Genomic DNA, 25674 nt, shown 5'->3' with positions numbered 1-25674 from the left:
AGTGTCAACGATTTAGGTAGGTTTTTCGGTTGTTTATGGGCGATTATCGGACTGTCAGCTACTGTTAAGGTTTTAATGGATCCATTTTCTGGTTTGAAAAAGGACTCCAACTGCCGATAGAGGAGCAGAAGGCCTTGCCGAAGGAGAGGTTCGTCGACGCTGATTGGGGAGCCCCTCGCGTACTGGCGAGTCATGAATAGGTCATGGGGCCTTACGTCGATCAGTCCAGCAGGTACTGGAGATCGCGCCACGGCTTGCATCAAATCTGCCTGGCTATGGAGATATTTCGTGTGGTGGGGAGGCTTGCAAACGGGGTATTGGCATCAGTGGACACAGGACCAGCAGCGTCAATTATTGATCTTCTTGGACTGATCCGAGAGCAAGAGAAACCGTAGTAACCAGCGGTACGGTTGTCTTTTGCGCGATGCAGAGTCTGCTTTATGGAAAGGTTAGCTATCAGCTTCAGTGTGTGCGGAATGTGTTCCAGACATCTGTGTCTAGCTTCATGGCCGCAAGTACTTCGAAGGCGTACAACTCAAGATCATTGTTGACTTCGATAAAGGCCACCGTCGTTTGGCGGAGGCGCCCCTGAGCTGAAAGAAAGACTTCCTTGAATTGTTCGTCTTTCATCGCCTGATCACGCTTCATTTCGTGCGGATAGTCTTCTGCAGCCATTTTGTAGACGAGGCTTGCGGTGTTGTGCGACTCGAAATTTAAATGCTGGACGAGCCTCTTTACTACCCCTCTCGAGATACCTACATAGACCGGCTTACCTTGATCGCTGAAGACGTAGCACCCTGGGAAGTCTGTGGTTCTACCCACCTTGGACAGAGCTTCTTTTGATGCGCTCTTGAAGCCAACAAAGGTTGCAGCAGGCATTGGAGTCTCTAGAGCAACCTTTAGCCTTGCAAAATGGCTAGGCAACACCGTTGAGGCAAGCTCTTCAAATGTATGAAGACAATTGTCGATGGGCATAAGTTTTCCTTTGTGATCCCTCATGAGGCATGGGTTCTAACCTCTATTGTTCGTTTCGGCCAGCACCAGGAGGTCAGCCAATGTGATGCGTGTTGAGTTGCCCCCATTGCACCGCAAAACCCTGCTTCTGGCCGGGAGCTACCTTCGGCTAGGGGCGACTCCCGACCCAAAACGATCATTCCCAGCCAGTCGATACGACAGATTACGCGGATGCGCAAACGGCTCCGACGGGGTTCTTGCCAAACCCCGGCAACCCTAATACTGATGGTCTACAAAATGTCCTCTCTGTCGCCAGATGACTGCGCCAGAAACTCGGTGATCAGCGATGTAATCTGCTGTTGGATCAACTCACGTGAGCGGCCGTTGTCGCCATCTCGGCAGATGATGCCATCGCCTGGTACTGCTTCTTCGAGCAATGCCACCGCGCCAGGTTTGCACACTGACATGAAGCTGAAGTGGCTTGCGTCGCTGATTTCGACGTAACGGCTTGACGCTTGGGGCAGGCGTTTGGCCAAGTCGGCTGACTCCAACTGGGCGGGAAGCTCTTGCGAGGGTACGCCGGCAGCGATCACTAGCGCTGGTATCGGCAGCGCCGCAAGGCTTTCATCGGTCAGCCCGCGTGAAAGGGCCAGGTCCAGTGTAACCACCGCGGTGATGCGTTTATCGCGCAAATCGGCGGCTAACCCGGCCTTCAATGCCGAGGTGCTTGCGGGGTTCATCTGTTGATAAACGGTGCAACTGGCCAACTTCGGGTGGGCTTTGCAGTCACGGGCGAACTGGTCTGGATCGAAACGAGCACCGGCCATCTCCATGACGGTCCAGCCGCCCAGTGAATGGCCCACTACAGCAATTCGGCGTTTCGCGACCAGGCCAAATTTTTCAGGTTGAGTCGTGACCGCTTCAATGGCTCGGCTCAGATCGACGGGCCGTTGCCACAACTGCGCCGCTGCCTGAGGGCTACGGTCACGGCTAGTGGTGCCGGGGTGGTTGACCGCGGCGACGATGTAACCCTTATGGGCCAGAGCACTGGCAAGCCAAGTCTGGTTGCTCCAGTTGCCCCCGAAACCGTGGGAAAGCACCACCAATGGGTGTTCGCCGGCAGCCGGTGGCGTGTTACGAACGGCAGAAGCACCGACAAACGCCACATTATCGGCGATCAACTGCGTGGTGGCGGTAGTTGCACTGGGGTACCAGACGACCATCTCCAGCGTGCGGTCATTGTGCGTGTCCTGCAGTGTGGAGGACTGGAAGCCGACAGGGTTATCGTCAGCGAGTGCGCTGGCAGTCAGGCAGATCAGAAGCAGGGCGCCGAAAGCTGTTTTCAATGTCGTTATCTTCCTTGATCAGACAAGCCCATAGCGATCTGCAGCAGGTTGTTGGGCCCATCTCGTATGCGGTCGAAACCCAATGTTGGGTACAGGTGAGTTGCCTGGACATTAAAGCCCACATTCGTGCCGACGCGCATGACTTTCATCGCTGGCTCAAGCGTTCGCTGAGCGGCGCTCTGGTGCCAAGGCGAAACGCCCGCTTCTGGTCGTTCTCTGCCGGTCATGACTACGAAGCATGCTGGTCGGATTCGATGCAATCAGTCGTCAGAACGAATGCAAATGACTGGTCAGGTCGCACGCAAACGGAGGGGCAAGTGGCGTGCAATTGCGCAGCTTGTGGCGAGAGTCCCTATCAGCCTGGTCAGGCTATATGGCCCCGAGGGCAAAGTCCGAGGGATCGAAGCGCTCGCTTGTGTCCATCCGGATATTTCGCAGGCCCACTGTTTCCAGGTGCGAGGCGTAGAGCGACTCGGAAAAATAGCTGATCAGCAGCGAGCGGCGGCGCGCGCCGATCGAGTTCAGGCTACCGGCATGCACCAGGTCGACATCGAACACCAGGATGTCGCCGGCGGCGCCTGAAAGCTGCACGGACCGGGACTCGTCGGTGAAGTCGAATGGCGCCTCTCCCGGCCCGGGACGATGGCTGCCAGGGACGATGCGGGTGGCGCCGTTCTCGGGGCCATAGTCGTCGAAAAAAGCCAGGGCGTTGGCGATGTCGCCTGGCCGTTGGGCCGACAGGTCGCGGTGCAGCTGTTGATGACCGCCACCGGCAAGGGGCTCGCGACCCTCCACCTGGGAGAGGAAGAAGCGTTCGCCGATCAACTCGCCCACCACCGCCAGCACCTGCGGCAGGCGACACACCGCCTGAACCTTCGAATCGGCGTCCAGCAGCGAATGGCGCCAGTCCATGCCACGGGGCACGGGCCATTGGCTCGACGGCATCACGCCCGCGTCGAACGCGGCACGCAGGTCATCCAGCCACTTGGCCGGGATCGCTTGGCGCAGCAGCACATAACCCTCTCGGTGGAGTTGCTCGCGGTCAGTCATGGTTTTCTCGATTTCCTTATCGGCAACACGTCTTGCGGAACGGCCCGGGGCAATAGCCGGCCAATGATCAAGCGTAGCTTTTGCGAGTTCAGCGAGCGGGGTCGAGTGCCGTGCCCAACCAGGTTTTGTTGGAGAGGTTGTCATCTTGCTCGCCCCAGACACCTGTTCCCTACGCCTGGAAGAAGCGCCTGGGGCGGCAGGGGGCAAGGGCAGGGGATGTCGTGTCGTCGATGATCTCCTCGCTGGCCAGGCGGCCGACTATCGCCGCCAGCGTGACGCCAGGGTGCATCGTACACACGTACACACCGCCGATATCGGGCAGATAGCCGATGATGGGCATGCCATCGGCCGGCATGGGCCTGAGCCCGACACAGGCCGATTCCGGCTCTATGGAGGCAACCCCGTGGAGTTCGTTCTGGATGGCCTGGGCGGTTCTTAGCGCTATCGCGGCTGGCTGGTTTTCCAGCGCGTCGTCCAGGTAATCTTCCGCCGCCAGTAGCCTGCCGTCCGTGCCTTGCCGCACTTCCATTTCCGGGCTGGAAATTATGCTGCGCACGAGATCGGGTTGTGAGGCGTAGCGGATGAATATGGCTGGAGAGGCCACTATTGGAAGGGGCAGGTTCAGCAGCTCGGTCAGCTGGGTGATGCCCGTCCCGGCGGCCAGCACCACAATGTCGGCCTCGAGGCTGCCCCTTGCGGTTTCGACGCCCGTCACCTGTGCACCCTGGGTGGTAAAGCCGAGCACCCGAGTCTGGGTGAGCACCTGCGCGCCATGAGCCTGGGCACCGGCAAGCAACGCATGGGTTGCTTGCACGGCGTCCAGCGCGCCTTCTTCGGCGGCATACCAGGCCTGCTGCGGGGGATGCTTGAGGTTGGGCTCGAGGTCGAGAATCTGCGAGCGCGACACCAGGTTTGGCGAAGGCGGGTTGCCTGAGGCTTGCTCCACTTCACACGGATCTGCGCTGTAGGACAGGGCGCCGGTCCAGCGCACCTTCAGGCCAGGCAGCTCGGTCTCGAGCCGCCGGTACTCCTGGATCGCCGCGCCGCGCAATGGCGCGATGGGATCGGGCCCGCTGTGGGAGGTGTTGATCCAGGCGAATGAGCGTCCCGTCACTCCAGACGCTATGTCTTCAGCCTCCACCAGAGTGACCTGCGCGCCTTTGCCCGCCAGGTGATACGCCAGGGACGCGCCCACTATGCCCGCGCCAATGACCACGACTCGCTTGTTTACCGCGTTGCCCATATCAACCTCCATGTTGTCGACCTGATGAGGGTAGGGCATGACCCTTTTGTGCACCCGCTCCGTACCTGGACCTCAGAAAACTAGCAGCTGTGAAGCCCGGTTCGATCCCTCCAGTACATCAGGGATTCGTACTGGAATGACACCAGGAAATGAGCGTCGGACTCGGCGGCAATGGCCTCGACGAATACCTTCAGATCGTCGAGTGGAGAGCTGTCTTCGGGGGCCGGGCCCTTGATCCTGAAATCGCAACGAACCACGACCGGGAATGACAACCCTTGGGTGTCTTCCGCATAAATGGCCTGCTCGTCGAATGAGCGTTTGGCGCTGACTGACAGGCCAGATGGGAAATAGGTAAACACCGAGCTGTCATCGCAGACCAGATCCTGTCCATCCAGGCTACGCGCGACGCTGGTGAGTACTGTCAGTGAGAGGCGCTCGTCCGCTTCGAGATGAATATCGAGTCCCATTTTTTAAGGTGAACCTCTGATTGTGAGTGTTTCGAGAAGCGCAGTGAGGTGCTGGTCAGTGGGGCTGGCCAACAGCAGTTATCGAGTCGAGTGACGCCAGTAGATCACGAGGCGCGACGGTGATCGGCGCAACTTCTATTTCTTGCACTCCGCCAACACCACTTTGCAGGTGCTGGGCGTGCCGCCGGAGCGGCCGGCATAACGGATGCAGTTATTCAGGGATTTCTGGCGCGCCACGCCCAGGGTGGAGCCCCAGGCCAGGCCGCCCTCGCCGGAAGTGGGTAGCGCTTTGGCGTAACAGTTTGAGCCGACGCTGGCGGTCGAATAACGGTACTTGGCGGCTTTGCTTGAACATCCCGCTAGCAGCGCCAGGTTGATGGCGAGCAGGGAAAACAGGATCCATGACGAGTAGTGGCGTGCGGCTGTTCTGGTCATTCCGGTTCCCCTGTATCAAGGCGGTAGAAGCCTGTTTGCAGTGCTGCTCTATTCAGCTTAGAGGGGATCGCGCCTGGCCTTGGAGCCGTCTGGCGGAGTGGAGGCGCTTGGGTATGCCTTGCATCGGTTGCCATCGGTTTTTACCTGGTTGCAGTCATGGTTCTTGCGGCCAATGATCCTGGATTTCGTACCAGGTTGCCTTGAACGCCACCTGAATGTGTTTCTGTTTATTCGAGGTGAAGGGCGTATCCAGGGTGCCCAGGGCGATCGAGATCCAGTCGGCATGTTCGCCCAGGTCTCTGGACCAGAACAGCGACGAACCGCACTGCCCGCAAAACTGGCGCTGCACCGACTCGGAGGATCGATAGGACTGGAGGCTCTCGGCACCCTGGACGATGTGCAGATCACTGCGCAACACACTGCCATAACTGGCGAACGCCGCCCCATGGCTTTTACGGCACTGGCTGCAATGGCAGTGGGAAAGCGCTTTGGGGCGCGACGAGAGCTGGTATTTGACGGCGCCGCACAGGCAGCTGCCCTGGAAGGTGTCAGGCATTTAAGGGCGCCCCTTGAAACGAAAGGGCGCCCATTTAAGCAGTCGCTGTTGAGGATGTCGAACGGCTGATAAAGCTCAAGGCGCTCGGGCAAGCAGGGTTAACCACAGTGCAATACCGAAGTCGCCCCTGATCGTATTGCGACTGCCCGCGGCACTGGCATAACCGTAATCCTTGGCCAGGGCATAAAGTGCTTCCGGACTTACCTTGCCGCCAAACACAGAAATTGCATTTGAAAATGCTTGCGCAGGGAAGAAGATTCTTCCAAACCAGGATGCTCTCACTCCTGCAACTTCTAGAATTACATCCTCGTTTACTGCGACAAGTTCGTTGATACTGCGATCAGAGACCGACTCCAGGCCTGTATCGAGGCTTTTCCCTCTTAGTGCGAGTACGGATGCACCGTATATATGATTTGTGAGCTGACCAAACTTTCTGCCAGGAACCTTGAAGGTGGAAAAGTTCTTGCTTTTCTTATAGATCAGCTGCGCAACTTTGTAATCCAGTTCGAATGCTTCTGAAACCGCTGAAAGATCGGCGCGATTTATCGGGAAGATGAATCCGAAATAAGCATCTCTGGTCGCATCAATCTTCTCATGAAGATGCCTCTCCTTTTCCTTGTATAGCAATTCAACGTCTTCGCACGTCACGCTATTCAAGTGAACAACATCCGATGATCCGTTCATGGCAATTCCCTTCGACTATCCCGAGAGATGATAAGCGTTGAGTTGCGGGGAATCTCAACACCCTACCTGACGATTAAGCTCAGGGGCGGGCTTTGGCTCGTCCCTGCAAACGAAGCGAGCGATTCAAGCGCATTGTTATGTTTTTTATTAAAGATAAAGTTCCTCCGTGAAAGTGGCCGTGAATGTATTACATATAGTTCGAAAATCGCGCTTCATAATATCGATGTGCGTTTATTTATATAGCCAATCCCTCCAAGGGTTCAGCCAGGGATATTCCCTCCTTTGGCAAGTAAGGAAGGCTAAATCAAACTTTGAATCGCCCCTGACTTCCTGGGCGCCCTCGAACGACCGCAAAGGGTCTAAGCAGTCAGGCGTGACGGGTCGCTATCGGCCCAAAGCGGTTGTGCCGGATGGCGACCCTGCATTCATTCAAGGCAGGCTTCAGGCGTCGCCGGCAAGCTATCGAGGAACGCGGCAATCTGCCGGGGGCCGCGCAAGTGCAGCGTGGGAATCTGCGGGCCTATGGCCAGGCGCACCGCCTCGATACCCGGGCGGTAGCCAGGGTCGAAATTCCACACGAAGTTCAGGAAGGTCAGGAATGCCCGGTCGAGCTTTTCCGTGCAGCCTGCGGCAAGGTCAGGCCGGGGACGGTTCATCAGGCTGCGGATGATCACCCGGGTGAAACAGGTGAGCCGCGGCGTGTCGAGCCAGATGATCAGGTCGGCACGGGGCAGGCGAAGGTCGAAGGTCCGCCGGGCATAGTTGCCTTCGCACACCCAGGCAGCCGGTGCGATCGCTGCGCGGACCCGTTCGCGGAACTGCTCGGCGTCGGGTTCGACCCAGCCCGGCTCCCAGAACAGCCTGTCCAGGTGGACCACAGGCAGGTTCCGGCGCTTGCCGAGGGCGCGGGCGAGGGTGGATTTGCCGCTCCCGGCATTACCCAGAATTACAATCCGTTGCATGGGAACTTCCTGTCGCAAAAAAGCCGGCGATTGTGCAGGTTCCGGATCGCCAGTTAAAGGTTGATAGCGGGGGCGACCGCACCGGGAATGAAATTTGAGTGGCGAGTGTGGTTCCCGAAGCCGGGAGCAGGATATCGATCCATCCTTGTCCGCATCGAACGCGCGTTCCGGCCGATTCCTTCCTGTCCTGAAAAGCTGATTCCGACCCTTTGTCGCCTGTCGGCAGCTCTCGCCTTTCAGGGGTGTCTACTGCTAGTGAGGCTCTGTAGGTACAGAGAGGAGAGCGCCATGAGCAATGAACAGGTGGCACCTGAAACCAAAGGCGTTGCAGTGCAGGTACTGGCAACCATTGACCTGGGGCCCGAGATCGAGGGCATGACCGGGCACCAACTCAGAATGCGTCTGGTGACCATCGAGCCTGGAGGCGTATTCGGGCCGATTCATAACCATAAAGACCGGCCAGGCGTCGTCTACATACTGGAAGGAACCATCACTGACCATCGTAATGGCGGCGACACCGACTATGGCCCCGGAGTGGGGTGGCCCGAGGACAGGGACACCACGCACTGGCTTGAGAACAGAGGAACGGTTCCGGCGCGGGAGATCTCGGTCGACATCGTCATGCCAGAGTAAGCCCAGGCCGAACATCGATAGGGGCGAATCCGAGGCGCGCTTCACTCAATACTCGTCATTCCCCCGCGCCATTTGTAGGGTCGCCCTCGGCCAGCATGCGGGCCAGGATTTCCCGTTCCTTCACCCCTGGCACCAGGCCGCTGGTCTGGCCTTCCAGCACGGTGAGGCCGTCTTCGTTGGTCATGCTGATGGCCGCCGTGGCCCGGCCTTGTGCGTCCAGCGCCTGGATGACCCAGTGGCAGGTGATGGTGTCGCCGGCATACACGGGTTTCTTGAACTGGAAGGTCATGGCCGAGGCCAGCCAGCCGATCTGCCCGCCGATTTCGGTGAGCAGGCTGGCGGTCAGCAGGCCGTGGGAAACCGGGGCCCTGAAGCGCCGGGCGGTGGCGAACTCGGCATCGAAATGCACCGGGTTGTAGTCGCGGGAAAGCCTGGCGAAGCCCTGGATGTCCGCTTGCGAAAAGCAGCGGGAGAGGGTGAAGCGATCGCCTGCCTGAAGCCCTTCGGCGGCGCGCTGTCTGAAGCTTTTCATTGGGGTTCCTCGTCCTTGTGTTTATTCGGCGGGGGCACTGTATTCGAGCCCTTTGGATACTCGTGGAACATACAGGCTCAGCGCAGGACCTGCTCGATCAACAGCAGCACGGCGATGACGATCATCAGTGCTCCCGAGAGGCGGCTGACGGCTTGCGCGGCCACCGGGCGGGTGCGCAATACGGCGCGCGAACCAAAACCCACCAGCAGGTAGATCACCCCGCAACTGAAGGCGTGCAGCAGCCCCAGCGCGAGGATCTGCAGCGGCACCGGCCAGGCGGCCAGCGGGTCGGTGAATTGCGGCAGCAAGGCCAGGAACAGCAGGAACACCTTGGGGTTGAGGCCGCTGACGCAGGCGCCCTTGAGTGTCCAGCGGGCCCAGGACGCAGAAGCCTGGGCGTCCCCGGCGCGTGGCACGGACGGGTGCCGGAGCATATTGATACCCAGCCAGAGCAGATAGCCGGCGCCGCCCAGGGTCAGCAGCGAAAGGGCCAGTGGATTGCTGGCGATCAACCCGCCGACACCGGCGGCCACTATCAGCGTCGCCAACAGATGCCCGATCAACAGGCCGGCCACCGCGGGTATCACCACCCGCCCGAACATCCCCGCCGATATCGCGTAGGCCCAATCCGCCCCGGGGGTAATCACGAACAGCAACGACACCGCCCAGAACGCCGCGAAAATACTCAGGCTCATGGTCGTCCTGCCTTGTGCGGCTGGGGGAATGCTGTTTCTGGCCGGTCGAGGGTGGTTTTAATCGGGGAGGGCATGGTTCTTTCTCGCGAATATCAGGTTCGCGGAAAGATTAATGGAGTGCGGTTAGAATATTTTCTCTATTATTCCAGTCTGAATATGGTTTTAGGGTAGATCCTTCCACGTGGACAGAATTGATCAGAAGATTCTTGCCGAGCTGCAGGCGGACGGGCGTTTGTCGGTGACCGAGCTGGCGGAACGGGTCGGCCTCAGCCTGTCGCCCTGCCATCGTCGCGTGCGGGCCCTGGAGGAGTCAGGAGTGATCCAGGGCTATCGCGCCCAGCTTTCACCCAGCGCCCTGGGCCTGACGTTCTCGGCGATGGTCTTTGCCACGCTGCGCGAAGGCGATCACCAGGCGGTTGCCGCCTTCGAAGCGGCGCTGGTGCCCATCCCGCAGATCGTCGAGGCGCAACGGCTGTTTGGCGAACCGGACTATCTGCTGCACGTGATCACCCGCGACCTGCCGGCCTTCCAGCAGCTTTACGATGACCGCCTGTCCAAACTGCCCAACGTCCAGCGTCTGACCTCGACGCTGGTGATGAAACGGGTGATTCAGGACCGTTCACTGCCGCTGTGAGGCGGGCACTCATGCCTGGACTTGTCAGGTTGTTTTTCCGCTCGATAATCCTGGCTTAATCCGGCTGCGTTGATATCGCGCCGAGTCGGGAGCGGCTGTCTGTTTATGTCCCCGGCTCGATTGTAAGAGTCGTTCTCCACCACTAGACTCCATTCCCATGAAAGGCTACCTGCGGTTTTGTCTTGTCTTCCTGATCAGCCTGGCGCTTCCCCTCAGCGGGATGGCGGGCGTCCAGGCGCCGACCGAACCCTGCCCGATGAAGAGCATGGGCATGGCGATGATGGACGACATGGGCATGGACTGCTGCAACGACATGAAAAGCCCGGTCGAGCACGGCAAACCCTGCAAGCCGGGCCAGGAATGCAAGACCGGCGGCATGCTGCAAGTCTCGATCCTCAAGCCTGCCGTGACCCCGACCCACCCCGTTGTCCTGTCCTTCTCCAGCGATTTCTTGCCCGCGCAAAAACCTTCCGGGGTGTGGCGACCGCCCCGGGCCTGATTCCTGTACCACACTGAGTCCCATCGCCTATTGAGGCGATGGCATAGCTGCGCGCATGTCTGAAGAGTCGCGCAGGGATTCATCACAGGAATCGTCAACATGAACCCCAAGTGCTATTGCACCGGCTGGTCCCTCGTGGCCGGCCTGGCGGCAGGCGTGCTGGTCTGGCCGAGCCTCGCTGGCGCCTTGACCCTCGATGAGGCGTTGCGGCTGGCCGAGAACAACGCGCCGTCGCTGAGCGCCCAAGACGCGAAAATCCAGGCCGCCAGCAGCGCGGCCATCCCCGCCGGCGAACTGCCCGACCCCAAGTTGTTGCTGGGGGTGCAGAACTACCCCATTGGCGGCCCGGATCGCTGGCGCCTCGACCAGGACTTCATGACCATGCAGATGGTCGGGATCCGCCAGGAAATGCCCAACAGCGACAAGCGCAAGGCCCGCGTCGAGGTCGCCGCCGGGGCGGTGGAGCGGGCCGCCGCCGAGCGTCGGGTGGAGTTGCTGAACGTGCGCCAGGCCACGGCCCTGGCCTGGATCGGCAGCTATTCGGTGGAGCGCAAGACGGCGCTGCTCCAGGACTTCTACAAGGAAAACCGCCTGCTGGGCGACACCGTGCGCGCGCAGATCGCCGGCGGCCGGGCGCTGCCGGCGGATGCGGTGACACCCCGCCAGGAAGAGGCACAGCTGGCCGAGCGCGAGGACGAGCTGATCAGCCAGCGGGCCCAGGCCCGGGCCGCGCTCAAGCGCTGGATCGGCGCCGCCGCCAACGACCGGCCCGAGGGGCGCCTGCCCGAGTGGCCGGTGGACAGCGCAGGCTACTCCCACCAGCTGCAACACCACCCCGAACTGGCGGCGTTCGCGCCCATGACCCGCGAGGCGCAAGCCAGGGTGCATGAGGCCGAGGCCGACAAGCAGTCGGACTGGAGCTGGGAGCTGGACTACCAGCGCCGAGGCCGTGAGTTCGGCGACATGGTCAGCGTGCAGTTCTCCTGGGACTTGCCGCTGTTTCCCGGCTCGCGGCAGAACCCCAAAATCGCCGCCCGGCAGGCCGAGCTGAGCCAGCTGGAAGCCGAGCGCGAAGCCCTGTCCCGGGAGCACGCCCAGCAGCTGGAAGCGCAGTTGGCCGACTACGAGCGCCTGGATCGCGCGGTGCGCCGTAACCAGCAAAGCCTGGTGCCGCTGGCCCGGGAAAAGGTCGAGCTGAGCCTGGCCAGTTATCGCGCCGGCAAGGGCGACCTGGCGGCGGTGGTCGCCGCCCGCCGCGAACTGATCGAAGCCCGCCTCAAGCAGATCGACGTCGAGGAGCAGCGCGCCCTGACCAACGCTCGGCTGTATTTCGCCTATGGGGAGACTGCGCAATGAATGCATCGATATGGAAAGTCGCTGCGGTGGTCGGCGTCTCGATTGCCGTAGGTATCGCGGCCGGTTATTGGCTGGCCCGACCGCGCCTCAGTGAAGTACCCGCTGCCGCCGTCGGACAGGGAGCCGCGGCCGAACCCAAGGCGCTGTATTGGTACGACCCGATGTACCCGCAGCAGAAGTTCGACAAGCCGGGCAAGTCGCCCTTTATGGATATGCAGCTGGTTCCACGTTACGCCGAGGGCGAGGGAGCACAGGGGGAGAACGCGGCAGTGCGCATCGACCCGAGCCTGACCCAGAACCTCGGCCTGCGCCTGGCCAGCGTCACGCGCGGGGTGTTGGCCAGCAGCGTCGATGCCGTCGGGGTGCTGGCGTTCAATGAGCGCGAGGTGGCGGTGGTTCAGCCGCGCACCGCAGGTTTTGTCGAACGGGTGTATGCCCGCGCTCCCGGGGATCTGCTCAAGGCCAATGCGGCCCTGGCGGATATCCTGGTGCCAGAATGGGCGGCGGCCCAGGAGGAATTCCTCGCCCTCAAGGCCAGTGGCGATGCTGCTCTGCTGGCGGCCGCACGCCAGCGACTGCGCCTCAGCGGGATGCCGGCGGCCTTGATCGCCCAGGTCGAGCGCAGTGGCAAGGTCCAGCCGAACCTGACCCTGACCAGCCCCATCGGCGGTGTGCTGCAAGAGCTGAATGTCCGCCAGGGCATGACTGTGGCCGCCGGCGAGACCCTGGCCCGGGTCAACGGCTTGAACAGCGTCTGGCTGGCCGTGGCGGTTCCGGAATCGCAGGCCGGCTCGCTGGTCGCGGGGCAGGTGGCCGAGGCTCGTTTGCCGGCGTTTCCGGGAGAGGTCTTCGCGGGCAAGGTCGACGCGATCCTTCCCGAAGCCAATGCCGATAGCCGCACGCTGCGGGTGCGGGTCGAGTTGCCTAACCCGCAAGGCCGACTGCGGCCGGGCATGAGTGCCCAGGTCAGCCTCAAGCATTCGACCCAGCAATCTCTGTTGTGGGTGCCCAGCGAGGCGGTGATTCGCACCGGCCGCCGGACCCTAGTGATGCTCGCCGAAGACGCGGGGCGCTACCGCCCGGTGGAGGTGCAGACAGGGCCGGACAACGCTGGCCAGACGGCGATCTTCAAAGGCCTGGAGGAGGGGCAGCAGGTGGTGGCTTCCGGGCAGTTCTTGCTGGATTCGGAAGCCAGCCTCAAGGGCATAGTCGCCGCTTCGTTGGCGGCACCCGCAGCCGTCCTGCATGAAGCCGAAGGGCAGATCCTGGCCATCGACAGCCAGGAAGTCACGCTGGCCCATGGTCCCTTCAAGACCCTGGGCATGCCGGCCATGACCATGACCTTTCCTCTGGCCAATCCCGGCCTGATGCAGGGCCTCAAGGTGGGCGACAAGGTACGGGTGACGCTGAGCCAGAGCGGCAATGAGCTGCGGGTCCAACGCCTGGATAAAGCGGGGAGCCAGCCATGATCGCGGCCGTGATTCGTTGGTCGGTGGCCAACCGTTTTCTGGTGTTGCTGGCGACCCTGTTCGTCAGCGCCTGGGGTGTCTGGTCGGTGCAGAGCACGCCGGTCGATGCGCTGCCGGACTTGTCGGATGTGCAGGTGATCATCCGCACGCCCTATGCGGGGCAGGCGCCGCAGATCGTCGAGAACCAGGTGACCTATCCGCTGGCCACCACCATGCTCTCGGTGCCTGGGGCCAAGACCGTGCGCGGCTATTCGTTCTTCGGCGACAGCTTTGTCTACGTGCTGTTCGAAGACGGCACCGACCTGTACTGGGCCCGCTCGCGGGTGCTGGAGTACCTGAGCCAGGTGCAGAGCCGCTTGCCGGCCAGCGCCAAGCCGGCGCTGGGGCCGGATGCCACCGGGGTCGGCTGGATTTTCCAGTACGCCCTGGTGGACCGCAGTGGCGGGCATGACCTGGCGCAACTGCGCGCCCTGCAGGACTGGTTCCTCAAGTTCGAGCTCAAGACCCTGCCCAATGTAGCGGAAGTCGCCACGGTGGGCGGCATGGTCAAGCAGTACCAGGTGCTGCTCGATCCGCTGAAGCTCGCCAGCCTCGGCATCACCCAGGCCGAGGTCGGCGCTGCGATCGGCAAGGCCAACCAGGAAACCGGTGGCGCGGTATTGGAGATGGCGGAGACGGAGTTCATGGTGCGGGCTTCCGGCTACCTGAAGAGCCTCGCTGACTTTCGTGCGATCCCGCTCAAGCTAGGGGCGGGAGGGGTGCCGGTGACCCTGGGCGAGGTTGCGACTGTCCAGCTCGGCCCGGAAATGCGCCGCGGCATCGGCGAGCTCGACGGCGAGGGCGAGGCGGTCGGCGGCGTGGTGATTCTGCGCAGCGGCAAGAACGCCCGGGAAACCATCGCCGCGGTGAAGACCCGCCTCGAAGAGCTGAAACACAGCCTGCCGGCCGGCGTGGAAATCGTCACCACCTACGACCGCAGCCAGCTGATCGACCGCGCGGTGAACAACCTCGGCCACAAGCTGCTGGAGGAGTTCATCGTCGTCGCCCTGGTGTGCGGGATCTTTCTCTGGCACCTGCGTTCCTCCCTGGTGGCGATCATCTCCTTGCCGATCGGCGTGTTGATCGCCTTTGTGGTGATGCGCCAGCAGGGGCTCAACGCCAACATCATGTCCCTGGGCGGCATCGCCATCGCGATCGGGGCCATGGTCGACGCGGCGGTGGTGATGATCGAGAACGCCCACAAGAAACTCGAGGCCTGGCACCAGGCCCATCCCGGGCACAGCCTGCAAGGCGAACAGCGCTGGCAGGTGATCACCGAGGCGGCGACCGAGGTCGGGCCGGCGCTGTTCTTCTGCCTGCTGATCATCACCCTGTCGTTTATCCCGGTGTTCACCCTGGAGGCCCAGGAAGGGCGGCTGTTCGGTCCGCTGGCGTTCACCAAGACCTATGCCATGGCCGCGGCGGCGGGGCTGGCGGTGACCCTGGTGCCGGTGTTGATGGGCTACTGGATTCGCGGGCGGATTCCCAACGAGCAGCAGAACCCGTTGAACCGTTGGCTGATCCGCCTCTATCAACCGGCCCTGGACGCGGTACTGCAAAGGCCCAGGGCGACCTTGCTGGTGGCCTTGCTGGTGTTTCTCAGTGCGCTGTGGCCGATCTCGCGCCTGGGCGGCGAGTTCCTGCCGCCGCTGGACGAAGGCGACCTGCTGTACATGCCTTCGGCGCTGCCGGGGCTGTCGGCGCAGAAGGCGGCGCAACTGCTGCAACAGACCGACCGGCTGATCAAGAGCGTGCCTGAGGTCGAGCATGTGTTCGGCAAGGCCGGCCGCGCGGAAACCGCCACCGACCCGGCGCCCCTGGAGATGTTCGAAACCACCATCCGCTTCAAGCCCCATGAACAGTGGCGCCCCGGCATGACCGCGGAAAAACTGGTGGCCGAGCTGGACCGGGTGGTGCGGGTGCCGGGGTTGACCAACATCTGGATTCCGCCGATCCGCAACCGCGTGGACATGCTCGCCACCGGCATCAAGAGCCCGATCGGGGTCAAGGTGGCCGGCAGCGATCTGCGGCAGATCGATGCGGTGACCCAGGCCGTCGAGCGGGTGGCCAGGGAGGTGCCCGGGGTCAGTTCGGCGCTGGCCGAACGCCTGACCGGTGGCCGCTACATCGACGTGGACATCGACCGCCAGGCGGCCGCGCGCTACGGCCTGAATATCGCCGACGTGCAGTCGATCGTCAGTGGCGCCATCGGCGGGGAAAACATCGGCGAGACCATCGAAGGCCTGGCCCGCTTCCCGATCAGCCTGCGCTACCCCCGGGATTGGCGGGACTCGCTGGGGGGCCTGGAGCAGCTGCCGATCTACACCCCGTTGGGCAGCCAGATCACCCTCGGTACTGTAGCCAGGGTCAAGGTCAGCGATGGTCCGCCGATGCTCAAGAGCGAAAACGCCCGGCCTTCGGGCTGGGTGTATGTCGATGTGCGCGGGCGGGATATCGCCTCGGTGGTCGCCGACCTGCGCCGCGCGGTCAGCGAGCAGGTGCGCTTGCAGCCGGGCATGAGCCTGAGCTACTCCGGGCAGTTCGAGTTCCTCGAACGGGCCAACGCCCGGCTCACCTGGCTGGTGCCGGCCACCTTGCTGATCATCTTCGTGCTGCTGTACCTGACCTTCGCCCGCTTCGACGAGGCTCTGCTGATCATGGCCACGCTGCCGTTCGCCCTGACGGGCGGGGTGTGGTTCCTCTACTGGCTGGGGTTCAACCTGTCGGTGGCCACCGGCGTCGGTTTTATCGCCCTGGCCGGGGTGTCCGCCGAATTCGGCGTGATCATGCTGCTGTACCTGAAGAACGCCTGGGCCGAACGCCAGGAGTCCGGTGAGGGCAGCGAGCGCGGGCTGCTGGCGGCGATTCGTGAAGGCGCGGTGCAGCGCGTGCGCCCCAAGGCCATGACCGTGGCGGTGATCATCGCTGGCCTGCTGCCGATCCTGCTGGACAGCGGCACCGGCAGCGAAGTGATGAGCCGCATCGCCGCGCCCATGGTCGGCGGCATGCTCACCGCGCCCCTGTTGTCCCTGTTCGTGATACCGGCGGCCTATCGCCTGATGCGTCGCCGGCACCTTCCCCTTGCCTCCAACACTCAAGGAAAAAACCCATGAAACCGATCCGGATCGTTGTTGCTGGCGCCCTAGCCGCGCTGTCCCTTGCCGCCCACGCGCAGGAGATGCCCGGCATGAAAATGGACGACATGAACATGAATGGCATGCCGATGAAGCAGGAAACCCAACAGGCTCAACAGGCCACTGCCGAGGGCAGGATCAAGGCCATCGATACCGCCAAGCACAAAGTGACCATCGCTCACGGTGCCGTTCCCTCGGTGCAATGGCCGCCGATGACCATGGCCTTTGCCGCGACCGCAGAGCAGTTGGCAGGGCTGGCGGTTGGCGACCAGGTGACCTTCGCGTTCCGCCTGGAAGGCGGTGCGGCCACTATCCTTTCCATCAAGAAATAAAACCGCGAGGCCGGCATNCCTCGCGCTGATTATTCACAACGGCGCCGGCGGTTCGTTCCTCTCTCTACCATCCATTAGAGGGAACGCCCGATGAAAAACACCGAACTCAGCCACATCATCCTCAGTGACCACTCGCGCATCGAAGCCGCCATCAGTACCGGCGCGGCCTGGGAAGTCTGGTTCCAGGTCGAGTTTCTTCTGCTGCTGCGTGCAGCGCATCTGTCGACCGCTCGCGAAATACCCTATCCGCCGCCGAACCAGGCCTTGCACCTCGACCTACTCGCCCAACAGGGCGTCGAGAGCTATGCCATCGAGGTGAAAGTCGAGAGCGCCACCAACGCCGGCAACAAACTGTTGACGGAAACCTGCAAGGACATCGAGAAAATCGCCAAATACACCGAGCCGGTCGAGGCCCGCTGGGTGGTTTCCCTGGCCTATAGCGACGTGGCCAAGCGCACGTTGCACGGTTTCACGGTGGAGAACAGCGGCCACGCCATCTACCACGAGGCCGGTGCGATCGGCTGCATGATCTTCTCGGTTTGACCCGCACAGGCGCCAGCCGGGCATGAGGCCTTGCTGGCGCCTGGCGGCTTTCGACAGTTCGCCTCCTTAGTGAGAGAACAACTGTCGGTCGCCCTGTTTCTGCGAGCCTTCGGCGTAGTAAGCCTCGAACCAGGCAGGCTGGCCCGAGATCGCCGTGGGTTTTTTCAGCAACAGTGGCGGTGGCTGCTTCCCCTGGGTCTCATCAGCGCCCGTGAAGGCCTTCTGCATCAGGCTGCGAAAATGCAGGTGGTCGAATATCAGCAGGGCCTGGATGGCATAGACCACGGCGATTTTCTGGTCCTCGATCAGGATCAGGTGATCGCCGTTTTTTTCTTCCCCCGAAATAGACAGGTTCGAGGAACCGGTGAAAACCTTGGCGCTCGGCAGGTTGAAGTCGGTGACGACAAATTTGTTGTGCACGGAAATACCGGTGCCGCCCGACCACTCGCTGCGAAAAGGCTCCGGCGCGTACTTGGCCAGGTAGGCGAAATCCACCTCGGCCGAGGTGCCATCGGGCTTGATCACATCCATGCCCGAGGCCTTGTCGGTCACGCCATAGTTGAACACCGGGCGCTTGTAGAGGCGGCTGATCGACTCGTACAGGGGGCCGCTGGTGATCTGGTTGAGGAAGGCGATGTTGAACAGCACCGAGCGGCTCGCCTGGTCGATCGCGCCGCCGATCGGGCTGAGCGACAGCTCGCTGTGGTCATGCGGCGAGAAACAGAAATGCAGGCGTGGGCCTGGCGCGGTCGCGGTGCTGGTTTCGATCACGTGCCATTTCTGCGCCAGGTCGCTGGCCTCGAAGTTTTTCGGATCGTTGAAGCCGGCCTCGAAGACCCGGCCGAACAGCTCCGCCACCTCGGGGTGCTTGAACAGCAGCGCATTGTTGTTCTGCAATAGCAGCCGCGGAAGCTGAAGTTGGTGGAGCCGCACAGCACCTGGTAGGGCTTGCCGTTGCGCCGGGCGATCAGCACCTTGTGGTGTTGCAGGCCATCGAAATGGCTGCGTCGCACCCGCTCTGCGCCGGCCGAGGCCACCAGGCGCCTGGCGGCCCGGGTCTCGCAGCTGTCGGCGGCGGCGTGGTCGCCGGCGTCATCGATGATGATGCGCAGACGGTCGCCGAGGGCTTCCAGCTTGGCGAGGATCTCCGGTTCGTTGAGGTCGTAGGCGAAGACATCGAGGCTGGTGTCCGGCTGCTGCAGCACTTCATCCAGCACCGCGAAAATCATCGACACCGCCTCGAAGCCGAGCCACTGGTACATGGCTGTCTCGGTCTTCGGGTGGTCGAGCCCGTCCTTGGTTTTCGATGGAATCAGGCTCTTGCCGTAGTCATTGACCTTGACGCCCGCGGGCACCCGGTCGCGAAAGGCCTGGGAGGAAGTGAAGCCCCGGGTGAAACCAATGTCGAGGATGCCTTCATAGCTGATGGGGTCGAGGTCGATCGCCAGCTCGATGGCCGTACCGGGCACCAGCTGGCCGTCGTTGGCCATGTGCATCATCCGGCCACGGTAGGTGAAGGCGCCTTGGTCGACCTCATGGGGAACGTGGACCCAGCGAAACTTCTGGAAGGGCGCTTCCAGCGAGGAATACTTGCGCTGGCCATCGACCACGCTGTGGGTGGGCTGGTCGTAGGCAAAGGCGATGCGGTTGGGCAGGGGCTTGAACTCGTCGGTGCCGGGAAACCTGCATTCGATGGCAAAGCCCACCAGGTCCGCGGGAGGACTCTCGACGTCGAAACCGATCAGGCACATGCGTTCGCCGCGCCACAGTTTCATGGTGAAACCATCGATAGTCCTGGCGTTCTGGAAATCGGACATGAGCAGCGCTCCTTGCTATGGCATGCAGGTCGAGAGGGTATCCAGCTTTCTGTAGCCTAGAGCAAAACGCCAGCCCCCTCATGGCGGGGGCTGGCATCGGAGCCCTGGTCAAAGACGATCCGCATCGATCACCGCCTGGGCGAACGCCCGCGGGTCTTCCTGCGGCAGGTTGTGGCCGATGCCGCCGCTGATCAGGCGGAACTGGTATTTGCCGGTGAAGCGTTTGGCGTAGTCCTCAGGGTTCGGGTGCGGCGCGCCGTTGGCATCGCCTTCGAGGGTGATGGTTGGCACACTGATGGCAGGCGCCTTGGCCAGTTTCTGCTCCAGGGCGGCGTAGCGGCTCTCGCCTTGAACCAGCCCCAGGCGCCAGCGGTAGTTGAACACTGTGATGTCGACATGGTCGGGGTTGTCCAGGGCCTTGGCGCTGCGCTCGAAGGTGCTGTCGTCGAACTTCCATTGCGGCGAGGCCAGTTGCCAGATCAGCTTGGCGAAATCATGGGTGTTTTTCTCATAGCCGGCACGACCGCGATCAGTGGCGAAATAGAACTGGTACCACCACTGCAATTCCGCCTTGGGCGGCAGCGGGTTCTGCCCGGCGGCCTGGTTGCCGATCAGGTAGCCGCTGACCGACACCAGCGCCTTGACCCGCTCCGGCCACAGTGCCGAGACGATATCCGCCGAACGCGCGCCCCAGTCATAACCGCCGAGCACCGCCTGCTTGATCTTCAGCGCATCCATGAAGTCGATGACGTCGCTGGCCAGCGCGGCCGGCTGGCCGTTACGCAGGGTTTTCGCCGACAGGAAACGGGTATCCCCATAGCCCCGCGCATAGGGCATCAGCACCCGATAACCCTTGGCGGCCAGCAGGGGCGCGACCTCGTCATAGCTGTGAATGTCGTACGGCCAGCCGTGCAGCAGAATCACCACCGGCCCATCGGCGGGGCCGGTTTCGGCGTAGGCCACATTCAGCAGCCCGGCATCGACATGCTTCAACGGGCCGAAAGGAGAGGGCGCCGCGTAGGTGGCGCCGGCATTGCTCGTCTCCGGCTGTGCCGCTGTGGCCGTTTGTGCGTGGGCTGCGCCGAGGACGCCGAACAGGGTGAGGGCCAGGATCGACGCGCCGGTTCTGTGGTTACGCAGTGTCATCTTCATGCTGATCTCTCCATTGAATGCAAGCCGTGGGGGCGGGGGATCGGGCTGATCCCCTTCAACCTGGAGTGCATTTGAAGGCAGCGACGTATCTGGCCTGTGTCCGAATCTTGGGCCGGATGCAAGCTTATGTAGCGGGAGGTTGTGTAGATACACTGCGATACACAGTGGCTGGGCAGAAACAGTGGATGACTGTTTCTGGTCGATTGCTGCCGCTCACGAACGACCGATTTCGACTGAAGCAGTCATTGGCCACTTGAGTAGATGCCTGAACGCATACAACGTCCCCAGGGAGGCGGACGAACCAGTACGCGTACGCCTCGCCCATTACCATCGCCGCTATTGACCGTGAGATAGTTGATTTGCGCTGGCATTGGCCGATGCCTTGAACTGGACAGCACTTTTCCAGCTGGCCTGGATTCCTTGCTGAGTAGAGGAGAAGGCCACAGGGTTCAATGCAAAAATGTAGGCCCGCTCGCCAGCCCCTCCAGGCAGCTTAAACGTACCTTCATTGGTGATCAGCAAAGGGAAGACTCCAGAGGCAATGGGCGTCTTGGGTAGGTCGAAAGACATCGGATGCCCGATTGTCCCTATCGGACCCAGTCCGATTTGGGCTGTAACGCTGATCGAATCTGGCCGCGTGAAAGCAGCTGTGTAGGAAAGCGATCGACCGTCAGGCGCTTGTTTGAAGGCTACAGCAAGGCCAAGGTCTACAACCTTGTCAAAGTTCACTCCTATCGAGCTGCCCACACCTCCGCCAGGCGGACAGACGTTGCCGATCCCTAATGGCCCGGGGACCCTTTTGCCCATGAACTGAAACTTGACTTGTACTTTCCCGTCCACAGTCGCTCTGTTGGAAAGGAGCAAACTCCCATCCGGGGCTATGGAACCCTTCATCTCGCTCAGAACAGCTGTTGCCCGCATGCTATCCGAGTGGTCGAGCTGGACGTAACTATGGCACCAGGAACCACTCGACCAGAATGTTCCTTTTCGTTCGGTTGATTGCATCCGAATTGTCCGCTGCTCCTCCGGCTGACTGGATAGCTCCGCTACTGCATCGGCCAGAGGGCTCAGCGACGTGAACACCCGGACATCTGTGTTTTTGACCAAAAGGGGTTGAATCAACGGCTCAACAGCCTTACGCAACTCTGCTACCGCCGCTTCTTTTGCTGCGATGTCTTCAGGGAGAGCAGCCTGAAGATAGGTTGTTGCGCTCGAGACCATGAGAAAAGTGAGTAGCCGTTTCATCAGATGCCCCTCCCTTTGGCAGTGACCTTTCCGTATATGTGGAGCCCGTCTGGAAGCGTGAGCACCCGCGTTACCGCCGCTTTTCCGATAATAGACATTGCGGGCGTGGCCACATAGCCCTTCACACCTTGGAATTCAACTGGAGACTGCTTGGCAGGGATATTAAGGGGAATTTCAGTTTCAACCGGAATATTGATCTCCCCGATTTTCTTCAATTCCTCCGTGATCTTGACCTGCATAAGGTCCCGAACGAACCCGCCAACCTTGAAGTCGAAGATGTTCCACTGTGCCCGCGGCACCAGGCTATCTAGGTGCATGCGCAGTTTGAGCTGCTGTGGGGAGCCTTCCACCACTTGGGTTTCGATCTGTGCGACGCCTATCAATTCAAGCGACGCATTAAGTCCCTTCTTGGAGGCGACGGCCTCTACATTCACCAGGGGGAGGCCCACCCGAAAATCGGTCCTCATCGAAAGGACTTTGACTGTTGCCCCCTCTACGCCTGGCACTGGGATGACAAGATTGTCAGCGCCGGCCAGCACGGAGTTGAGTAGGTCCTCGGATAAGAAAATGCTGACAGAGCCTGGGCCTTCAAGCCCTTGTATGTTCTGCAGGGTTTGCTGTATGCCTTTGAGTGCACGTTCTTCTGCCTCAACCACCCTGAGCTTCTGTTTGAGCAGTTCCTCTTCGGTGTTGCATGCACTGAGCAAAGCACTTGCGAGAATGATAGCTACAGCCATCGTGTGGCGCCGATCCATAACATGCCTCCTGGCTTGATCGATCCTGCATAGATGCTAGCTGCCGAAAGAAGGATGTCAATTTGATATTAGGTGACGGCTCTAGCTCTGCCGAATGTCCGCTTTGGGTTGTGGACTCAACCGGTGACAACCTCACCTGCTGACCATACCCCGATTGTGCTGGAGTATTTCGGTCGTTAAGCCCCATCCCCATATGTTTACAGAGGTTCAGCGCATATTACCGCTGCATGCACAAACGCAGCATTGAATGGCATGGATTGGCGTACGGGTTGCCCCATTTTTCCCATCCTCGCCCGCCGTGCTGCCCTAGTTCACGGTGACGCCAGGTAACCCTAACGATTGCCAATATGAACTTTCTCGAGAGTCCTCTTTCAGCTGTGGATTCAACCGGCCCTGGCTGTGTGAAAACGCCGGTCTCGCCTGGAATTGCTGAAGCAACGTCAGCAGGGGCGGCGTATGGAGCGATTCATCGAGGAGACAAGCCGGATGCAGGTCAGATTGCTGCCCGAGTGCTAGGAGGATTTCGTCGCCGAGGACAACCTGACCCACGTGGTCGAAACCTTCATCGAGCAACTCGACCTGCCGCCCCTGGAACTGGATGGGGTGGCGCCAGGGTAACCGGACAGCCGTCCTACCCCCCCACGATATTGCTGAATATCTACATCTACGGTTGCCTCAGCCGCATCCTGTTCAGCCGATGCTTGGGGCGTGAACGTTAGCGCAGCTTCAAAGTGATGTGGCTCACCGGACAACTCGCGCCAAGCTTCAAAACTATCCCCGACTACCACCGTGAAAATGGTAAAGCCATCCGCAATGTCTGCCGGCAGTTCGTCGTGCTGTCGTCAACTCGACCTGTTGCCCTGCGAGTGCAGGAAACTGAGTGCACACAGACCTTCGCAGTGAGTAAGTTTGATGGCGCTCTGCTATACCAATCAGCAGTGCCAAAGCTTTGTTACGTACGCATCAATACGCTGCCTTATCACTGGAGGGATCCACTATGGAGTTCTTTCGTCGTCACTTTCAGTTCGGCGTTGGGCGCACAGTGCTTTTCTTGCATATTTTTCTTCGCATTCCTCACTTTTTGAGGCCAACCTTAAGATACTTGCCGCCATTGCATCAGTTGGCGGGAATTATGCTGATCGCCGCCGTTAATAACGCCTTCAGCGCATCCGAGCCTCTACAAACCTTCAACGGCACACCCATTCGAACCGCTGCAGTAAACGAGAGCGGTAAGCGTCATGATCTAACCAATGAAGAATGCATCAATGCGCCCACAGGCCGACTGTTCGAGCAGGGGACCTTTGTCACGCGTGTGGTTCATGTACATGATGCAGACGATCACAGCTGCACCCCACGCTTTGAAAGTTATCAGGATTTCGTGCCGGGTATCAAAGAGCCCTCAAGGGCCTGCTTGGTTTCCTATGTCAAAAGCAAAGGCGGCATCATCAGCATTGGAAAGCGTGGGCACGTGACCTGTGCGATGGATTACAAACTTCGACCCGCCGATGAGGGTGTTTTGCCCGGCCAGCCCATTCCGGGTGGCCACGATATCACCAGCCCAGTGCCAAGTTTGCCAGCAGACATTCGTCTTGAGCGTGATACTCGCTCCTTCGCGCGCGTGAGCGTTCCTCTAAAAGCACTGCAGTTCGGTATCGACGAGTCAATCCGCCAGAGCAATGGTGGCCTGCCGCTTGGGTTTTCGATCAAGATCATGAGCAGCGGTTTCACCGACTACGTCAATGACAGTACAACTATGAAGTATTTCGTTGACGTAGATATTTCCGGCCCTGTCGGGGCGCGCTGCTCTGTATGGGTTCCGTTCGCCATTCCTGCGTCTGCGCCGGATGGGCTCATTGTCCAGGATGTGGGGACGCGAGCAGATTGCAAGACAGGCAGCCTTGCAGGGCAATTGGCTAATCTCCCACAGCAGCTCAGCGATGCCATTCGTAAGGCAATTACAGACGGTTTAGGCAAGCCCCTTTCCGAGAGCAATGACACTTTCGAGGGTTGGAAAAAGCAAGATCCCGAGTGGGCAGCCATGGTGATGAAGTCGTTGGTTCAGGGCTCTTACTGTAGTTGGCGCGCAGAGCCGGGACTGTGCATTTCAATTGGCTGGCGTCGTCGGGCAGAACTCAATGAGTTCGAACAGACCATGCTTGCTAAGGTTCCTGCAGCAGAAGGATCTATTGACAAACTTCAAGTCAAAGCCAAGCTCGACAGGTATGAGGCTGAAGCTCGGCAAGCGCGCCGCCTTGAACACAACGGCATCAAATTTCCATCTGGTGGCACGCAGGCGGCCCCGGAAGACGGCGACATGGGCATCTTTGGTGGCCTGCTATGTCGCTCGGGCTCGGAGGATGGTTGCCGTCTGCTACAGGATGCGCGTACAGCAGACGGTCGCTTCTGGCGCTCGCCGAGGCGTGTGAATGAAGTGGATACTAAGGACCATGCCTCATTCTCAGGCGATCAACTACGCGGTGTACTGCATTACTTCACCAGGGTTGGTCACGACCCTGCGACGCAGAATCAGGCAAAGGATCACCTACGTGACTTCCTCCACTATCTCAGAAGCCAACCTACGCAGGTGCCGGATGCTACGGTGCAGTTCTTCACTGGCTATTCGTCTTGTCCAACCCGATATCCGAATTTCACCTGCCTACTAGGCGGGGATGACTGGTACGCGCTGAAGCTGCTGGCCAAGAAGCACGGATTGGAGAACGAACTTCCTCCAGAACTGGCAGAGATTGAGCTGTCCTACGGGTTTGATTACGAACAGATGTTATGGCAGTCGATTGTGACCAATGCAGGCTATCGCCTACATCTGATTGCCAATACCGCTTGGATCATGAGATCGCTGGGTGAAACTGACCCGCGCATTGAGAAGACTATTATGATTCTCAATGCCCGTCAGCCAGAGAATCCGTTCTTCGCTTACTTGCTTCATGGCTCCGATAAGCGGGTTGAGCGTTTAGCCGACAACAAGTGCCTTGCTCCGGATGCGGCGCGAGATGCCTATGTAGATTGGGCATGGCAACGCGCTGATGTGGAGGATCGCTGGAAGGTTGGAATGGTCTGGGATTGCGTTTTTATCTACGGTCTACTGGCACGTGACCCAATGCCTAACTAATAGCGGATCGTCTGC

General features: G+C 60.6%; 25 protein-coding genes and 1 pseudogene. 10 read left to right on the top strand and 16 right to left on the bottom strand.

The genetic code is table 11. The features are described from left to right. Nucleotides 1-462: 462 nt before the first annotated feature. The 9 genes from ACTJKT_RS12900 to ACTJKT_RS12860 all read right to left on the bottom strand — a co-directional run bounded on the left by ACTJKT_RS12900 (nucleotide 463) and on the right by ACTJKT_RS12860 (nucleotide 7697). Nucleotides 463-975 carry a hypothetical protein gene (locus ACTJKT_RS12900; protein WP_028682209.1) on the bottom strand — a complete coding sequence of 171 codons (513 nt, stop codon included), beginning with the start codon at nucleotides 973-975 and terminating at the stop codon, nucleotides 463-465. A 269-nt stretch (nucleotides 976-1244) separates the two neighbouring features. Further along, the gene (locus ACTJKT_RS12895) at nucleotides 1245-2300 is read right to left on the bottom strand and encodes an alpha/beta hydrolase family protein (protein ID WP_440787359.1); all 1056 of its coding nucleotides are present in this window, start codon (nucleotides 2298-2300) and stop codon (nucleotides 1245-1247) included. Between the two features lie 369 nt (nucleotides 2301-2669). Beyond that, nucleotides 2670-3350, bottom strand: coding sequence for a phytanoyl-CoA dioxygenase family protein (locus ACTJKT_RS12890; protein ID WP_440787358.1), 681 nt, complete (start codon nucleotides 3348-3350; stop codon nucleotides 2670-2672). Between the two features lie 169 nt (nucleotides 3351-3519). Continuing rightward, nucleotides 3520-4605, bottom strand: a complete 1086-nt coding sequence (locus ACTJKT_RS12885) for an NAD(P)/FAD-dependent oxidoreductase (protein ID WP_440787476.1) — start codon at nucleotides 4603-4605, stop codon at nucleotides 3520-3522. A gap of 68 nt (nucleotides 4606-4673) precedes the next feature. Further along, complete coding sequence (locus ACTJKT_RS12880) at nucleotides 4674-5060, bottom strand: hypothetical protein (protein WP_440787357.1); 387 nt, start codon at nucleotides 5058-5060, stop codon at nucleotides 4674-4676. A 135-nt stretch (nucleotides 5061-5195) separates the two neighbouring features. Continuing rightward, nucleotides 5196-5495, bottom strand: coding sequence for a hypothetical protein (locus tag ACTJKT_RS12875; protein WP_440787356.1), 300 nt, complete (start codon nucleotides 5493-5495; stop codon nucleotides 5196-5198). A 154-nt stretch (nucleotides 5496-5649) separates the two neighbouring features. Further along, entirely contained in the window at nucleotides 5650-6051 is a 402-nt protein-coding gene (locus ACTJKT_RS12870; RefSeq protein WP_440787355.1) for a GFA family protein, read from the bottom strand. Between the two features lie 75 nt (nucleotides 6052-6126). After that, nucleotides 6127-6735: a hypothetical protein gene (locus ACTJKT_RS12865; RefSeq protein ID WP_440787354.1), complete on the bottom strand. Its 609-nt coding sequence runs from the start codon at nucleotides 6733-6735 to the stop codon at nucleotides 6127-6129. Between the two features lie 425 nt (nucleotides 6736-7160). Continuing rightward, nucleotides 7161-7697 carry an AAA family ATPase gene (locus tag ACTJKT_RS12860; protein ID WP_440787353.1) on the bottom strand — a complete coding sequence of 179 codons (537 nt, stop codon included), beginning with the start codon at nucleotides 7695-7697 and terminating at the stop codon, nucleotides 7161-7163. 288 nt (nucleotides 7698-7985) lie between these two features. Between ACTJKT_RS12860 and ACTJKT_RS12855 the strand changes: the two genes are divergently transcribed. Next, nucleotides 7986-8330: a cupin domain-containing protein gene (locus ACTJKT_RS12855; protein WP_440787352.1), complete on the top strand. Its 345-nt coding sequence runs from the start codon at nucleotides 7986-7988 to the stop codon at nucleotides 8328-8330. 55 nt (nucleotides 8331-8385) lie between these two features. On the opposite strand, the gene ACTJKT_RS12850 is transcribed toward ACTJKT_RS12855, so the two are convergent. Continuing rightward, entirely contained in the window at nucleotides 8386-8862 is a 477-nt protein-coding gene (locus ACTJKT_RS12850) for a MaoC family dehydratase (protein ID WP_440787351.1), read from the bottom strand. A gap of 77 nt (nucleotides 8863-8939) precedes the next feature. Next, nucleotides 8940-9557 (bottom strand): LysE family translocator, encoded by a 618-nt coding sequence (locus ACTJKT_RS12845; protein WP_440787350.1) that lies wholly within the window; start codon nucleotides 9555-9557, stop codon nucleotides 8940-8942. Between the two features lie 181 nt (nucleotides 9558-9738). On the opposite strand from ACTJKT_RS12845, the gene ACTJKT_RS12840 reads away from it, so the two are divergent. The 7 genes from ACTJKT_RS12840 to ACTJKT_RS12810 all read left to right on the top strand — a co-directional run bounded on the left by ACTJKT_RS12840 (nucleotide 9739) and on the right by ACTJKT_RS12810 (nucleotide 17563). Further along, nucleotides 9739-10191 (top strand): Lrp/AsnC family transcriptional regulator, encoded by a 453-nt coding sequence (locus ACTJKT_RS12840; protein ID WP_025809349.1) that lies wholly within the window; start codon nucleotides 9739-9741, stop codon nucleotides 10189-10191. 157 nt (nucleotides 10192-10348) lie between these two features. Continuing rightward, a complete protein-coding gene (locus ACTJKT_RS12835; RefSeq protein WP_440787349.1) occupies nucleotides 10349-10690 on the top strand; it encodes a hypothetical protein in 342 nt (113 codons plus the stop codon). 99 nt (nucleotides 10691-10789) lie between these two features. Then, nucleotides 10790-12046 carry a TolC family protein gene (locus ACTJKT_RS12830; protein ID WP_440787348.1) on the top strand — a complete coding sequence of 419 codons (1257 nt, stop codon included), beginning with the start codon at nucleotides 10790-10792 and terminating at the stop codon, nucleotides 12044-12046. Next, on the top strand, nucleotides 12043-13515 hold the full coding sequence (locus tag ACTJKT_RS12825; RefSeq protein WP_440787347.1) for an efflux RND transporter periplasmic adaptor subunit: 1473 nt from the start codon (nucleotides 12043-12045) through the stop codon (nucleotides 13513-13515). The genes ACTJKT_RS12830 and ACTJKT_RS12825 overlap by 4 nt, the downstream gene beginning before the upstream one ends. After that, nucleotides 13512-16667, top strand: coding sequence for an efflux RND transporter permease subunit (locus ACTJKT_RS12820; RefSeq protein ID WP_440787346.1), 3156 nt, complete (start codon nucleotides 13512-13514; stop codon nucleotides 16665-16667). Before ACTJKT_RS12825 ends, ACTJKT_RS12820 begins: the two co-directional genes overlap by 4 nt. Further along, nucleotides 16664-17020, top strand: coding sequence for a copper-binding protein (locus tag ACTJKT_RS12815; RefSeq protein ID WP_440787345.1), 357 nt, complete (start codon nucleotides 16664-16666; stop codon nucleotides 17018-17020). Before ACTJKT_RS12820 ends, ACTJKT_RS12815 begins: the two co-directional genes overlap by 4 nt. 90 nt (nucleotides 17021-17110) lie before the next feature. Continuing rightward, nucleotides 17111-17563: a hypothetical protein gene (locus ACTJKT_RS12810; protein WP_440787344.1), complete on the top strand. Its 453-nt coding sequence runs from the start codon at nucleotides 17111-17113 to the stop codon at nucleotides 17561-17563. 66 nt (nucleotides 17564-17629) lie between these two features. Here ACTJKT_RS12810 and ACTJKT_RS12805 read toward each other — a convergent pair whose 3' ends face one another. The 5 genes from ACTJKT_RS12805 to ACTJKT_RS12785 all read right to left on the bottom strand — a co-directional run bounded on the left by ACTJKT_RS12805 (nucleotide 17630) and on the right by ACTJKT_RS12785 (nucleotide 22532). After that, nucleotides 17630-18421, bottom strand: a complete 792-nt coding sequence (locus tag ACTJKT_RS12805; protein WP_440787343.1) for a phospholipase D-like domain-containing protein — start codon at nucleotides 18419-18421, stop codon at nucleotides 17630-17632. Then, on the bottom strand, nucleotides 18331-19380 hold the full coding sequence (locus tag ACTJKT_RS12800; RefSeq protein ID WP_440787342.1) for a phospholipase D-like domain-containing protein: 1050 nt from the start codon (nucleotides 19378-19380) through the stop codon (nucleotides 18331-18333). Before ACTJKT_RS12800 ends, ACTJKT_RS12805 begins: the two co-directional genes overlap by 91 nt. A 108-nt stretch (nucleotides 19381-19488) precedes the next feature. Beyond that, nucleotides 19489-20532, bottom strand: coding sequence for an alpha/beta fold hydrolase (locus ACTJKT_RS12795; RefSeq protein WP_440787341.1), 1044 nt, complete (start codon nucleotides 20530-20532; stop codon nucleotides 19489-19491). Nucleotides 20533-20868: 336 nt separating this feature from the next. After that, a complete protein-coding gene (locus ACTJKT_RS12790; RefSeq protein WP_440787340.1) occupies nucleotides 20869-21777 on the bottom strand; it encodes a hypothetical protein in 909 nt (302 codons plus the stop codon). Further along, nucleotides 21777-22532: a hypothetical protein gene (locus tag ACTJKT_RS12785; protein WP_440787339.1), complete on the bottom strand. Its 756-nt coding sequence runs from the start codon at nucleotides 22530-22532 to the stop codon at nucleotides 21777-21779. The genes ACTJKT_RS12790 and ACTJKT_RS12785 overlap by 1 nt, the downstream gene beginning before the upstream one ends. A 456-nt stretch (nucleotides 22533-22988) precedes the next feature. On the opposite strand from ACTJKT_RS12785, the pseudogene ACTJKT_RS12780 reads away from it, so the two are divergent. Further along, a pseudogene (locus ACTJKT_RS12780) lies at nucleotides 22989-23387 on the top strand (transposase); the annotation flags it as partial. Between the two features lie 142 nt (nucleotides 23388-23529). After that, a complete protein-coding gene (locus tag ACTJKT_RS12775; protein ID WP_440787338.1) occupies nucleotides 23530-25659 on the top strand; it encodes a hypothetical protein in 2130 nt (709 codons plus the stop codon). The last annotated feature ends 15 nt before the right edge of the window (nucleotides 25660-25674 follow it).

Source organism: Pseudomonas sp. 22526 (genome assembly GCF_052044735.1).
In the GTDB taxonomy this organism is placed as follows: Bacteria; Pseudomonadota; Gammaproteobacteria; order Pseudomonadales; family Pseudomonadaceae; genus Aquipseudomonas; species Aquipseudomonas piscium.
Note: the sequence above shows the minus strand (reverse complement) of the source record. Positions and strands in the feature narration are given on the sequence as shown.